This is a genomic window from Sphingobium sp. Leaf26, assembly GCF_001421665.1.
GTDB lineage: Bacteria > Pseudomonadota > Alphaproteobacteria > Sphingomonadales > Sphingomonadaceae > Sphingobium.
Genome location: NZ_LMKV01000030.1, coordinates 90026 through 103739, shown reverse-complemented (window position 1 = coordinate 103739; position 13714 = coordinate 90026). Strand labels below are relative to the sequence as shown.

At 65.0% G+C, this 13714-nt stretch carries 11 protein-coding genes; 4 read left to right on the top strand and 7 right to left on the bottom strand.

The window, feature by feature from the left end; genetic code table 11:
• Positions 1 to 23: 23 nt before the first annotated feature.
• From ASE85_RS19130 to ASE85_RS19115, 4 genes are all read right to left on the bottom strand, one after another.
• Positions 24 to 1289: a glutamate-5-semialdehyde dehydrogenase gene (locus ASE85_RS19130; RefSeq protein ID WP_056692683.1), complete on the bottom strand. Its 1266-nt coding sequence runs from the start codon at positions 1287 to 1289 to the stop codon at positions 24 to 26.
• A gap of 234 nt (positions 1290 to 1523) precedes the next feature.
• Positions 1524 to 2624, bottom strand: coding sequence for a helix-turn-helix transcriptional regulator (locus tag ASE85_RS19125; RefSeq protein ID WP_056692371.1), 1101 nt, complete (start codon positions 2622 to 2624; stop codon positions 1524 to 1526).
• 138 nt (positions 2625 to 2762) lie between these two features.
• Entirely contained in the window at positions 2763 to 3410 is a 648-nt protein-coding gene (locus ASE85_RS19120) for a class I SAM-dependent methyltransferase (protein ID WP_056692680.1), read from the bottom strand.
• A gap of 136 nt (positions 3411 to 3546) precedes the next feature.
• The gene (locus ASE85_RS19115) at positions 3547 to 5841 is read right to left on the bottom strand and encodes a CDC48 family AAA ATPase (protein WP_056692366.1); all 2295 of its coding nucleotides are present in this window, start codon (positions 5839 to 5841) and stop codon (positions 3547 to 3549) included.
• A gap of 355 nt (positions 5842 to 6196) precedes the next feature.
• Between ASE85_RS19115 and ASE85_RS19110 the strand changes: the two genes are divergently transcribed.
• Positions 6197 to 7078: a LysR substrate-binding domain-containing protein gene (locus ASE85_RS19110; RefSeq protein ID WP_056692363.1), complete on the top strand. Its 882-nt coding sequence runs from the start codon at positions 6197 to 6199 to the stop codon at positions 7076 to 7078.
• 91 nt (positions 7079 to 7169) lie between these two features.
• Positions 7170 to 8333, top strand: a complete 1164-nt coding sequence (locus ASE85_RS19105) for a GGDEF domain-containing protein (RefSeq protein WP_056692677.1) — start codon at positions 7170 to 7172, stop codon at positions 8331 to 8333.
• Between the two features lie 138 nt (positions 8334 to 8471).
• On the opposite strand, the gene ASE85_RS19100 is transcribed toward ASE85_RS19105, so the two are convergent.
• The gene (locus ASE85_RS19100) at positions 8472 to 9143 is read right to left on the bottom strand and encodes a glutathione S-transferase family protein (RefSeq protein ID WP_056692359.1); all 672 of its coding nucleotides are present in this window, start codon (positions 9141 to 9143) and stop codon (positions 8472 to 8474) included.
• Positions 9144 to 9327: 184 nt separating this feature from the next.
• Between ASE85_RS19100 and acs the strand changes: the two genes are divergently transcribed.
• Both acs and ASE85_RS19090 read left to right on the top strand, forming a co-directional pair.
• Entirely contained in the window at positions 9328 to 11271 is a 1944-nt protein-coding gene (gene acs, locus ASE85_RS19095; RefSeq protein ID WP_056692356.1) for an acetate--CoA ligase, read from the top strand.
• A 93-nt stretch (positions 11272 to 11364) separates the two neighbouring features.
• Entirely contained in the window at positions 11365 to 11877 is a 513-nt protein-coding gene (locus ASE85_RS19090) for a cytochrome b (protein WP_056692354.1), read from the top strand.
• 63 nt (positions 11878 to 11940) lie between these two features.
• Here the strand turns inward: ASE85_RS19090 and ASE85_RS19085 are convergent, their stop codons facing one another.
• Both ASE85_RS19085 and ASE85_RS19080 read right to left on the bottom strand, forming a co-directional pair.
• Complete coding sequence (locus tag ASE85_RS19085; protein WP_056692351.1) at positions 11941 to 12267, bottom strand: immunity 53 family protein; 327 nt, start codon at positions 12265 to 12267, stop codon at positions 11941 to 11943.
• Between the two features lie 86 nt (positions 12268 to 12353).
• The gene (locus tag ASE85_RS19080; protein WP_056692349.1) at positions 12354 to 13562 is read right to left on the bottom strand and encodes a UbiH/UbiF/VisC/COQ6 family ubiquinone biosynthesis hydroxylase; all 1209 of its coding nucleotides are present in this window, start codon (positions 13560 to 13562) and stop codon (positions 12354 to 12356) included.
• Between the last annotated feature and the right edge of the window lie 152 nt (positions 13563 to 13714).

Below are 13714 nucleotides of genomic sequence, written 5' to 3'. Positions count from 1 at the left end.
TCCGGCCATGTAGGACAGAATTGTCAGGGCCGCGTCTGGCCCCGCCCGCGCACGATCCACTTGTAGGTGGTCAGCCCTTCCAGCGCCACTGGCCCGCGCGCATGCAGGCGACCGGTCGAAATGCCGATTTCCGCGCCAAGCCCGAACTCGCCGCCATCGGCGAACTGGGTGGAGGCGTTCCACATCACGATCGCGCTGTCCACGGCGTTGAGGAAATGCTCCGCCGTCGCCGCATCTTCGGTGATGATCGCGTCGGTATGGTGGCTGGCATGGGCAGCGATATGGGCGATCGCGTCCTCCACGCCATCGACCTGCCGGACCGAAACGATCGCGTCGAGATATTCGGTGTCCCAATCCTCGTCGCTCGCCGCCGTGACGCGCGCGTCCATCGCCTGCACCGCTGCGTCCCCGCGCACTGCGCATTTGGTGTCGAGCAGCGCGCGCACCAGCGCGGGCGCATGGCCATAGGCCCGGTCGATCAGCACCGTCTCGGTCGATCCGCACACGCCGGTACGGCGCATCTTGGCGTTGACGACCAGCGCCTGCGCCATGGCAGGGTCCGCCGCGCCATCGACATAACTGTGGTTGATGCCGTCCAGATGGGCGAGCACGGGCACCCGCGCTTCCTCCTGCACCCGCGCGACCAGGCTCTTGCCGCCGCGCGGCACGATCAGGTCGACAAATTCCGACGCTTTGAGCAGCGCACCGACCGCCGCGCGATCGGTAGTGGGCACCAGTTGCACCACTTCGGCGGGCAACCCGGCGGCCACGATGCCCTCCACGATCGCGGCATGGATGGCGCGATTGCTTTCCTTCGCCTCGCTGCCGCCGCGCAGGATCACCGCATTGCCCGCGCGCAGGCACAAGGCTGCCGCATCGGCCGTCACATTCGGCCGGCTTTCATAGATGATGCCGATCACGCCCAACGGCACGCGCACCCGGCTCAGTTCCAGCCCGTTGGGCCGCACCGACCTGTCGATCACGCTGCCCAGCGGATTGGCGAGCGCCGCGACCTGATCCACGCCGTCGGCGGTCGCGGAGACGCGATCCTCGTTCAGCTTCAGCCGGTCGAGCATGGCTGGCGACAGGCCATTGGCCACCGCATTGTCCATGTCGCGCGCATTGGCGGCGATGATTGCTGGCGCCTGATCCCGCAGCGCCTGCGCGGCGCGGCGCAGGGCGTCGGCCTTCTGCGCGTCACTCGCCTGTGCGATCGTCGCTGCGGCGCGACGCGCGCGCGCGCCCATCGTCGCGATGAGCATTTCGGGGGTCTGGGTCAGATCGTTCATCATCACTCTCGGCCGTATTTCGCCGCGCCTTAGCATGAAAGCGCGCCAACGCGAAGGCAGGCGGAACGGGAGAGCGTAACCGAAAAAGAGAGGAGTACCGACGGCCGGATCATGGGTCGCAATATGACCCGGCCGTCAGCGGGCAGGGAAGCCTGCTTATCCTTGCGTCTAGCGATTCGGCATCGCCGCCACATACCCCCATGGGGGTAAGGCGGCAGAAAATTCCGCTTTCGTTCAGTGACTGATAAGCCCGACGATCCGCACCAACTGCGATTCCCGGTTGCAACCGGTCTTCTCGTAGATGCTGCGCAACTGCACCTTGAGCGTCTCCACCGATACATTGCGGGCGGCCGCGATCTGCTGGCGCGATTGCCCCGCCGCCAGACGGATGGCGATGTCCGCCTCCGCCGGGGTCAGGCGAAAGGTGCGGGTCAGCAGTTGGACGTGCCGCTCGGTCGGCTCCCCCACGCGTGCGATCACGATCGCGCGCGGGGCGAAGGGCAGCGCCCAGGGCCGCACCGGCAGCGGATGGAATTCCAGCATGATCGCCACGCCCCCGGCATCATCCGCCAGCGCGACAGGATCGGCGGTCCGGCCGGGCGGCACGATGGCGCTGCGCATCGCCCGCAGGATCGCGCGCGTCTCGTCCGCGCGCTCGCTCGCCAGCCAGCCATCGCTGACATGGATGCGGCTGTTGGACAGCAGCGCCTCGGCGCGCGGAGTCATGCCGCCCACCCTGCCGGTCGCATCGAGCAGCCAGCAGGCCCGATCCATGGATTCGAACGTGCCGGACAGGAGCGCAAAGCCCTGCGCCTCGATCGCCTGCTGCAACAGCACGGCGGACCGGGCATGACCGGCAATCCGGGCGAAGACATCGCGCTGCTCCAGACTGGTCCGGCCATCCTTGCCATTGCGCAGCAGCGCCAGCCCTACCATCTGGTCCGGCGTGCCCATCAGCCGGGTCTGGCAACCGTCGAAAATGTCGAAATCCGAACAGAGGTCGAGATAGTCATCCGATCGCAGCGTCGGGCGGGCCATGTCATAATGCGCTTCATGCACCACGGCTGGCCGATCCGGCAGCCGGTCGGCGGCAATGCGGAAATTGAGGTCCGGCTTGGCCTGGTCGACCGCCGCGCCCTTCGCCACGATGTCCGCGTCGATATCGCTGATCCAGTTGAAGCCCCATGCGCCCGGCCCGAAACCGATCATCTGGCCATGCGCCGAGCCGGTAGCCCACGCCATCGCCTGAATGGCGGCGCCCCATTTTTCCGGTTCCAGCGCAGCGGACAGAAACATGTCCGCCCAAGCCTCATCATCCTTGGCGCGAGTCGCCATAGAAATCCCCCATACCCCGGCACCGGCCTGGGCCAAAGCATAGGTCGAGTCAAATGAGTCGGGGGTAGCAAGCGCCCGAAAACGGGACGTTGTTGATCTGGATCAGCCTCCGGGTCGGTCCCCTGTTCTGCCGCCGGTTCAGGCCGCCTGCGCCAGTTCCTCTTCCCGCACCGCGCGGATCATGCGGCAGGGGGGAATATTGCGCCATTCCAGCGCATCGCTGACGTCGCCGAAGATCGGGTTCAGGAAACGCAGCACATAACGCGAATATTGATAGATGAGGAAGGCGCCGCCCGGCCGCAACGCGCGCCGTGTTTCGGCACAGATGGCCTCGCCCACACCATCGGGCAGGGTCGAGAAGGGAATGCCGGACAACACATAATCCGCCTGATAATGGCCCGCTTCCGTGATGAAGCGGCGCACATCGGCGGCGGAGCCGTGGACGACGCGCAGGCGCGGATCGTCAATCTCCGCCTCCAGATAGGCGACGAAATCCAGATTGAGGTCGATGGCGAGCAGCATCGCATCGGCCGGCAGCCGGTCCAGAATGGGACGGGTGAAGGTACCGACGCCCGGACCATATTCCACGAACAGGCGGGTGTTGCGCCAGTCCACCTGATCCAGCATCCGGTCCACCAGCGTCGCGGAGGACGGGATGACCGACCCTATCATGCCGGGATGCTTGATGAACTGGCGAAAGAACATGCCCCACTGGCTGAAAAAGGAACCGGACTTCCCTGCGCCGGCCTTGGCCTTCTTGGTCTTCTTATATGGAGTGGAGGCCATCAACATCCGCCTGTGAGTATCATCCGGAACGCCTTGCAAATCCCGGCCTTGCTGGCAAGCGGCTTTGCAACATGTCTGTCATGAACGCGGGGAGGGCTGATGGGTTCAATCCGCCCTCCCCGCCTGTAGGACCACATCAATCGGCCCGGTCGCGCGATCGCACCATGCCCGGCGCGATGAAGCCGATCGGGTCGACCTGCATCGCCCGCTGCTTCAATTGCGACTGTATCTGCTCATATTCGCGCTCCATTTCGGGCGTGACGGACGCGCGCGTGTCCTCCAGCGCGCTTTCGAAATGGGCCTGCGTCACCTTGTCCACCGATAGCGACTGGCGCAGCGCGAACAGGCCGGCGCGGCGGACGAGGTCTTCAAGGTCCGCACCGGTGAACCGCTCCGTCGCCGCCGCCATGCGGTCCAGATCGACATCGTCGGCCAGCGGCATCTTGGCCGTATGGATGCCCAATATGCGCCGCCGCCCCGCTTCGTCGGGGACGGGCACATAGACTAGCTCATCGAACCGCCCCGGTCGCAACAGCGCCGGGTCGATCAGCGTCGGCCGGTTGGTCGCGCCGATGACCACCACCGATTGCAGTTCCTCCAGCCCGTCCATCTCGGCCAATATGGTGTTCACCACCCGCTCCGTCACCGCCGGTTCGCCCAGCCCACCGCCGCGCGCGGGCACCAGACTGTCCAGTTCGTCGATGAAGATCACGGTCGGGGCCACCTGCCGCGCGCGGGCGAACAGGCGGGCGATCTGCTGCTCGCTCTCGCCATACCATTTCGACAGGAGGTCGCTCGATTTGGTGGCGATGAAATTGGCCTGCGCCTCGCGCGCGACCGCCTTCGCCAGCAAGGTCTTGCCGGTGCCGGGTGGGCCGTAGAGCAGGAAGCCCTTGGCCGGGCGAATACCGATCCGGCGGAAGGCGTCGGGGTCTTTGAGCGGCAGCTCGACCCCTTCCTTCAGGCGCATCTGCGCGTCGTCCAGCCCGCCGATATCCTCCCAACTGACATTGGGCGCCTGCACCATCACTTCGCGCATCGCCGAAGGCTGGACCCGCTTGATCGCCGACAGGAAATCCTCCCGCGTGACGGACAGTTCTTCCAGCACGTCGGGCGGGATCGTGCCGTCTTCCAGGTTGAGGCGCGGCATGAAGCGGCGCACCGTCTCGATCGCCGCCTCGCGGGTCAGCGCCGCCATGTCCGCGCCGACAAAGCCATAGGTCATGCGCGCCAGTTCGGCGAGGTCGACCTTGTCGCCCAGCGGCATGCCGCGCGTATGGATGCCCAATATCTCGCGCCGCCCGCGCTCATCCGGCACGCCCACGATGATTTCGCGGTCGAAGCGCCCCGGTCGCCGCAGCGCCTCATCGATCGCTTCGGGCCGGTTGGTCGCGGCGATGACGACCAGATTGGTGCGCGGCTCCAGACCGTCCATCAGCGTCAACAATTGCGCGACGAGGCGCTTTTCCGTCTCGCCGGTCACATTGCCGCGCTTGGGCGCGATCGAATCGATCTCGTCGATGAACAGGATAGAGGGCGAGGACTTGGCCGCCGCCTCGAATATCTCGCGCAGCTGCTTTTCGGATTCGCCATAGGCGGAGCCCATGATCTCCGGTCCGTTGATCAGGAAGAATTCCGCGTCCGATTCATTGGCGACCGCGCGGGCCAGCCGCGTCTTGCCGGTTCCCGGCGGGCCGTGCAGCAGCACCCCCTTGGGCGGATCGACGCCCAGCCGCGTGAACAGTTCGGGATAGCGCAGCGGCAACTCCACCATCTCGCGCAACTGGTCGATCGCATCGGCCATGCCGCCGACATCGTCATAGGTGACGTCGGCGCGGCGCGATTCGCGCGGTTCCTCATATTCGGCGCGCAGTTCGACTTCGGTCTCTGCGTCGATATGGACGATGCCCTTGGGCACGGTCGACACCACCACCAGCCGGATTTCCTGCAAGGCATAGGCCGGCGCCGCCAGCATCTGCCGCAGTTGCGGCGGCATGTCGTTGGGTGGCACCTGCTGCTGCCCGGCGGTCGCGACGACATCGCCGGCAGTCAGCGGCCGCTGGTAGAAGACCCGCTTCAGCGCATCGGGATTGCCCTGTAGTCGTAGATTATTTTGTGCAGGTGCGAACACCACCCGCTGGGCCGGTCGCGGCTCCGCCTTCATGATCTGGACGAAATCGCCCGACCCCACCCCGGCATTGGCGCGCTGCAACCCGTCGAGGCGCAGCACGTCCAGCCCTTCATCCTCCTTGTACGGACGCACTACGCGCGCCGGCGTGGCGCGCTTGCCGACGATCTCGATCACATCGCCTTCGGCCAGTTGCAATTGCGCCATTACCGCCAGCGGTATCCGCGCCAGACCGCGCCCTGCATCTTCCGGCCGCGCATTGGCGACCTGAATCCGCCGTCCTTCCTGTTCCTGATCGGCCACGCATCGTCCCCGTCTTGGTCTTTCCGTAACGATGTAGGGAACACCGGCGCCTGGGAAAAGGGGCAAGCGATCGGCTCCAACCGTCAAAAAAATCGGAACGCGACCAAAAAAAAGGGCCGGTCGCAAGACCAGCCCTGAAAGTTTTAGGAGAGGATGCCTGAAAGGCACCTCCTATGTGCAGTGCCGCACGATATATTGCAAGTGCGAAAAGAATCGCAGAGTTGCAAAAATTGCATCTTGCCATTTGGTCCAACTTCCTGCTCTGTACGGAGAGGATGCTTGAACCCCGGTTCGCGCGGCGCACGACAAGAATCAATGACGCGGCGCAGCGCACTGGCCTAGATATTGACGAGATATGCGCAGATTGCCGCCCCTTACGGCCCTGGAGGCCTTTGTTCAGGTTGCCCGCCTGGGGTCCGTCAAGGCGGCTGCGGAGGAACTCGCGCTCTCGACTCCGGCGCTCAGCCGCCGCGTTCAGGCTCTGGAGCGCTTCATCGGCCGCCCCCTGTTCGACCGCAAGCATCAGGCGCTGGAGATCAATACCGAGGGGCAGCGGCTGCTGGACGACATCGCGCCGGCGCTGGATTCACTGGCGCAGGCGCTGGAGAATATCCAGAGCGGCGGCAACCAGTTGCGCCTGCGGCTGGCGGTGATGCCACTGTTCGCGACCCAGCGGCTCTTCCCGCATCTGGGCAATCTGCGCAAACAGCATCCGCAGTTGCATATCGACATCGAAACCACGCCCCATGCCGTCGCCCGACTGGGCGAAGGGCTGGACGCGGCGATCGTGTTGATGGCCAAGGATATCGACCCCGCCCTCTATGCCCATGAACTGGACCATGAGCAGGTCTACCTCATCGGCCGGCGCGAATTGCTGGAGGGGCAGCATGCCCTGACCTCGCCGGAGGAACTGGCGCAGCAGACCGTCCTGCTCCACCGCGACATGGCGCAATCCTTCGACGCCTGGAAGGAGGCGGCGGGCCTGCCCGACCTTCAGCCGCTGGCGATCGACAATTATGATTCGGGCCAGTTGATGCTGGAGGCCGCCGCGCAGGGACTGGGTGTCGCGGTGATGCACGCCAGCCATTATGAACAGTCGCACGATCCACGGCTGGTGCGGCTGTTCCCGATCCATGTGGACAGCCCCTATCGCTATTTCTTCGTCTGTCGTCCGCGCGCGCTCCAGAACCGCGCCGTGCGCATCTTCCGCGACTGGCTGGTCAGCGCGGATATCTGACAGGATCGGCGCCGAGCGGATTCCATCCGCCCAGCCGATTATTTCGCTGCCGGTCCCTTAACCCTGTTTCGCGCGGGCCGTTATGATGGCCATGAACGGGGCACAACCATCTTCGCCAAGCCCGCAACATGGGCTGACCGACCGTCTGGCACGCTGGGCCAGAGGGTTTTCCGGCAAATCCGAGGAGGGTGTCGTCGAAGGGGAAGAAGAGCAGCGACCGCGCAGCGGCACCGCCTCGAACCGTGAAATCCATCGTCGCAAACAGCTCTACAGCGACATTGGCGACTTTTTGTTCGCCCACGACCTGGACCTCACACCGACCAATTTCAGCGTCGCGCTGGACTATCTGACCGGCGCGAATATCGGCGTCGAAAAGGCGATCAAAGCCGTGATGATGGAACGCGGCAAGATCACCAACGGCTGGATCGAAACGATCGCGGCGGAACAGCGCACCGACGAAGTCACGCCCGAATCGCTGGCGTCGATGCTGGACAAGGTGGAGGAGAACCTCACCCAGTTCACCGGCCTGATGCATGAATCGCGCAACAGCGCGAAGGATTATGGCGCGGCCTTGCAGGAACAGGCCAGGGATCTGGGCGAAGGCCGCGACAATGAGCCGGTGCTGGCCCGTCTGGTCGGCCTGACCCGCTCCATGGTGGAAAAGACCCGCCAGGTCGAAACCCAGTTGCGCGAGAATCAGAAGCAGACGCAGGCGCTCAAGTCGAGCCTGGAAAATGCCCGCCGCGCCGCCGAACATGATCATCTGACCGGCCTGCCCAACCGCCGCGCCTTTGAAGGCGTGCTGCGGGACGAAATGGAACAGGCGCAAAGCAATGGCGAAACGCTGTCGGTCGCCTTTTGCGACATCGACCATTTCAAGCATGTCAACGACACCCATGGCCATGACACCGGCGACCGGGTGCTGAAATTCGTCGCCGGCCTGCTGGCCAAGGCGTCCAACGACCGCTGTCATGTGGCGCGGCACGGCGGCGAGGAATTCGTCATGCTGTTTCGCGGCAAGACCGCCGCCGAAGCGTGCGAAGCGGTGGACAGCGTGCGCGAGGATCTGGCCAATCGCAGCCTGGTCAACCGCTCCAATGGCGAGCGGATGGACCGGGTCAGCTTTTCCGCCGGCGTCGCCAATGTGCTGGCCTATGACGACCCACGCGGCGCGCTCAAGGCCGCCGACCGCGCGCTTTATCTCGCCAAGGAACATGGCCGCAACCGGGTCTATCTGGCGGCCGAAGTGGATTGAATCCACAGATGCTGTTCCCCGGCGCAGGCCGGGGTCCAGTCGAAGCGGCGGAACTGGACCCCGGCCTGCGCCGGGGAACCGGAATGAGTCAGGCGCGACTCATTATCTCAAGCGGTCCGCGCGTAACCGGAACTGCCTTCAGAAATCCGGCTTCTCATAATGGGCCGGCGGCGTGATGACCTCCATCCGCTCCGACAGCAGCGGGCGGAAGGATGGACGCGACTTGAAGCCCGCATACCAGCGCCTGACCGGCTCATGCCCCTGCCAGTCGATCCCGCCCAGATAATCCGCCACCGACAGATGCGCCGCCGCCGCGATATCGGCCAGGCTCAGCGTCCCGCCCGCCATCCAGCTACGATGGTCGAGCAGATAGTCCATATAATCCATATGGACATTGGCGCGCTTCATCGCCTCGCGCAGGATGCGCGCGTCGGGCGGCGCCCGCTCGATCAGCCGCTTCTTCATCCGTTCGTGCAGCAGCGGGCCGACAACGTCGCCATAGAAATTCTGGTCGAAGAAGGCGGTCAGCCGCCGCACTTCCGCCCGGCCGGCGGCGGTGCCGGAGATCAGCGGGACTTTCTCCACCGTCTCCTCGAAATATTCGCAGATCGCCTGGCTGTCGATCAGCGTCACGCCCTTTTCGGCGTCCGCCATGACCGGCGTGGTGCCGGCCGGGTTCAGATCCAGAAACTCGTCGCGCATCGCCCAGGGCGATTCACGGACCAGATCGTAGCCGATCCCCTTCTCACCCAGGAGAAGCCGGACCTTGCGGGAAAAGGGGCAGAGCGGGAATTGATAAAGCAACCACATAAGCGACCCCTGTTAGGCGCGGGCGCGCTGCGGGGGAAGCGGCAAAATCGCCGCATGATATTCCGTCGATGCCACGCTATTGGCCGAAAGGATGGCGGCAAACGGCGTCGTGCGGCCTTTCGATACTGCGTCCACCGCGATAGAAGGGGCGACGATAATGGTTTCGTGATGGAAAGGATGCCCGATGTCTGACGATTTCTTCCCTGTGCCGGAGGAATGGGCCAAGGGGGCACTGCTGGATCGGGCCGGGCGCGAGGTCGATCATGCGCGCTCGATCGACGACGCCCATGCCTATTGGCTGGAACAGGCGCAGCGGCTGGACTGGATCACGCCGCCGACGAAAAGCAACGAAAGCAGTTTCGCCGAAGCCGATTTCGGCGTGCAATGGTTCGCGGACGGGGTGCTGAACGTCAGTGCCAACTGCATCGACCGTCATCTGGCGCAGCGGGCCGACCAGACCGCGATCCTGTGGGAACCCGATTCGCCGGACGCAGAGCCGCGCCGCTACAGCTACGCCCAACTGCATGAGGAGGTATGCCGCTTCGCCAATGTGCTCAAAGCCGCAGGCGCGAAGAAGGGCGACCGCATCACCGTCTATATGCCGATGATCCCTGAGGCCGCCTTCGCTCTGCTCGCCTGCGCGCGGATCGGTGCGGTGCACAGCGTCGTGTTCGGCGGCTTCTCCCCCGACGCGCTGGCCGGCCGCATCCAGGATTGCGATTCGAATATCGTCATCACCGCCGACGAAGGCCGTCGCGGCGGCAAGGCGGTCCCGCTCAAGGTCAATGTCGACGCCGCGCTGGCCCATTGCCCCAGCGTGAAGAAGGTCGTCGTGGTCAAGGCCACCGGCGGCGCAGTCATAATGCAGGACGGCCGCGACCTGTGGCTGCATGAGGAAGCTGCGAAGGCATCGCCCGACTGCCTGCCCGAACCCATGAACGCCGAAGACCCGCTCTTCATCCTCTACACGTCGGGATCGACCGGCAAGCCCAAGGGCGTGCTGCACACGACCGGCGGCTACCTGCTCTGGGTGGCGCTGACGCACGAACTCTGTTTCGACTATCGGCCCGGCGACATCTACTGGTGCGCCGCCGATATCGGCTGGGTCACGGGCCACAGCTATATCGTCTATGGCCCGCTGGCCAATGGTGCGACCACGCTGATGTATGAAGGCGTGCCTAACTGGCCGACGCCTGCCCGCATCTGGGAAGTGATCGACCGGCATCAGGTGCAGACCCTCTTCACCGCCCCCACGGCGCTGCGCGCGCTGATGAAGGAGGGCGACGGGTTCGTCACGAAGACCAGCCGCGCCTCGCTGCGCCTGCTCGGCACGGTGGGCGAACCGATCAACCCGGAAGCCTGGCGCTGGTATCATGGCGTGGTCGGCGAAGGCCGCTGCCCGATCATCGACACCTGGTGGCAGACCGAGACGGGCGGCGCTATGATCGCGCCCACGCCGGGGGCGACCGACCTCAAACCCGGCTCCGCCACCTTCCCCATGCCCGGCGTGGTGCCGCAGATCGTGGATGGTGAAGGCAAGGTGCTGGACGGCGCGACCGAGGGCAATCTCGTCATCGCACAAAGCTGGCCGGGCCAGATGCGCACCGTCTGGGGCGATCATGACCGCTTCTTCCAGACCTATTTCAGCACCTTCCCCGGCAAATATACCACCGGCGACGGCGCGCGGCGCGACGCGGACGGCTATTACTGGATCACCGGGCGCGTTGACGACGTCATCAACGTGTCGGGCCACCGCATGGGCACGGCGGAGGTCGAAAGCGCGCTGGTGCTGCACGAAAGCGTGGCCGAAGCCGCCGTCGTCGGCTTCCCGCACGATATCAAGGGCCAGGGCATCTACGCCTATGTCACGCTCAACAGCGGCGAGGAAGCGACCGACGACCTGCGCAAGACGCTGGTGAAGTGGGTGCGGACGGAGATCGGCCCGATCGCCACGCCCGACGCGATCCAGTTCGCCCCCGGCCTGCCCAAGACCCGTTCGGGCAAGATCATGCGCCGCATCCTGCGCAAGATCGCGGAGGGCGACGTATCGGCGCAGGCGCTGGGCGACACCAGCACGCTGGCCGACCCGTCGGTGGTGGACAATCTGGTCGCCAATCGTCAGGGTTGACGGGTCGTTCCCGCAGGCGACTTTTAAAGAATGAGGCCATGACCATCGGGTAGGATGGTCCTGGCTTCGGCCGACATCCGAAGAGGAAAAGCCATGGCCCGTTACACGACCGTCGCCCGTGCCCTGCACTGGATCATCGCCGTCCTGATCCTGGGCAATCTGTTCTTCGGTTTCGCGCATGACGCCCTGCCGAAGGACTGGGCGGTGATGCCGGTCCACAAGTCGATCGGCCTGACGGTGCTGGCGCTGACCCTGTTACGGATCGTCTGGCGACTGACCCACCGCGCCCCGCCGCTACCTGCCGCCATGCCGGCATGGGAGAAGGGCGCGGCGCACCTCACCCACCTCGCCTTCTACGCGCTGATGCTGATCCTGCCGCTGTCCGGCTGGATCATGACGTCGGCAGGCACCCGGCCGCTCAACTGGTTCTTCCTGTTCGACGTGCCGAAATTCGCGGTGGGCAAGGAGGACGCCATCGTCGGCCTGTCACGCGGGGCGCATGAACTGCTGCCCTGGCTCTGGGCCGCGCTGATCCTGCTGCATATCGGCGCTGCGTTGCGCCATCATTTCACGCTGAAGGACAATGTGCTGCGGCGGATGTTGTGATGGCTATGGGTGGGAAGCGGACGGTCTGCTTTTGGACCAAAAGCACCGAAAGCCGACGCGGCGCTATGCTGATGCCTCGACCCATCGCCGAAATATGCCTATGGCTGCTGACAAGTCGAGCGGCCCGCAACTCGCGTCGAAGAAGTGGCCTTCCACGCGCGCGACCCACCAACTTCCGCCCTGCTGCCACCCTTCTAAATCATCGCTGATTGTTCCGTGCTCCACACGCTCAAACGCGCGGTCTTGCATCGGCGTGTCGGTCAGGTCGATCTTGATTGTCCATCCGGGATTGTCGAGCGTGTCGATCTTTACTCCATAGGAGTGCTCCCAGTCGCTGTCGCATTGAGCCAGATACCATTGGCTTAGCCAATTAAGATTGTCTTCGTTCATGCCGCTACCGCCGACCAGAGTAAGGACGTCCGCAATCAGGAACGGCTCAACGGGCCGCTAATGACAGTGATTGGTCGTTACCTGCCCTAAACCATTTCGCCCGACAGCAACCGCGGCAGATCCCCCGACTGTCCGCGCGCCTCCGCCATGAAGCGCCCTTTCAGCGCGCCGCTGCGCTGCACTGCCGCCAGCCCCGCGCGGCGCAACAGCGACGGTATCTTGCCCGGTACGTCGAACAGCCGCACCAGCCCGTCCATCGCCACGCTGGTCATCATCGAATCCAGCCCGCGCCAGCGCTGGTAGCGCGCCAGCAACTGCGCATCGCCCGGATCGAGGCCGAGCCGCATGCCCTCCACCAGCACCTCGACCAGCGCGGCGACGTCGCGGAAGCCCAGATTGACGCCCTGCCCCGCAATCGGGTGAATGGCGTGGGCGCTGTCACCCACCAGCGCCAGCCGCGTGTCGGTGATGCGCGCCGCATGATGGAAGCCCAACGGATAGGAGGAACGTGGCCCCGCCAGCCTGATCTCGCCCAGGAAACCGCCGATCCGCTTCTGCGCCTCGGCGAGCCACGCCCGCTCGCCCAGCTTCATCATCGCCGGCGCCTGCTCCGTCGGCACGGTCCACACCACGGCGGAGCGGGTACCCGGCTGCATCGGCAGCAGCGCGAAGGGGCCGCCGACATAGAAAATCTCGTAGGCGGTGTTGGCGTGCGGCACTTCATGGTCGATCGCCGTGACCATGGCGGTATGTTTATACTGCCAGCGCGTGGTGTTGATCCCGGCGGCTTCGCGCGTGGGGCTGTTGCGCCCCTCCGCCGCGACCAGCAGCGCGCCATGAAGGCGCACGCCGCTCGCCAGCGTCAGCGTGACGCCATCGGCATTGCGATCGACATGGACGGCGCGGTCGGGCTGGTATCGGGTCAGGTTGACGGCTTCGTCCGCCGTCTGCGACAGCGCGACGCGCAGGTCGCGATTGGGCACCATCGTCCCCATCACGCCATCATCGGCATCCGGCGCGAAATCCAGCGCGCCCGGCTCCAGCCCGTCGCTCACCCAGATGCGGTCGATCGGACAGCCCTTGCCCGCCAGATGCTTGCCAACGCCAATGGCGGTCATCATCGCATAGCTGGTCGAACTGATCGCCGACACGCGGCCATCGAACCCCGCAGCGGTGGTCGAAACCGGATCGGCCGGGTCGATCACGGCGGTTTTCACGCCATGGCCCGAAAGAGCGATGCCAAGGGTCAGGCCCACCAAGCCACCACCCAGAATAACGACGTCGAAGCGTTCCATGGGGGAGTATCTAGGCGCTTGGGAAGGGATTGGGAAGCATGGGCTTTCCCTGATTATCGTCATCCCCGCGTAGGCGGGGCTCCATCTCCCGACGATTCGCCCAGATGCAACGTCGAGAGAGGGATTCCCCGCCTACGCGGAATGACAGGAAT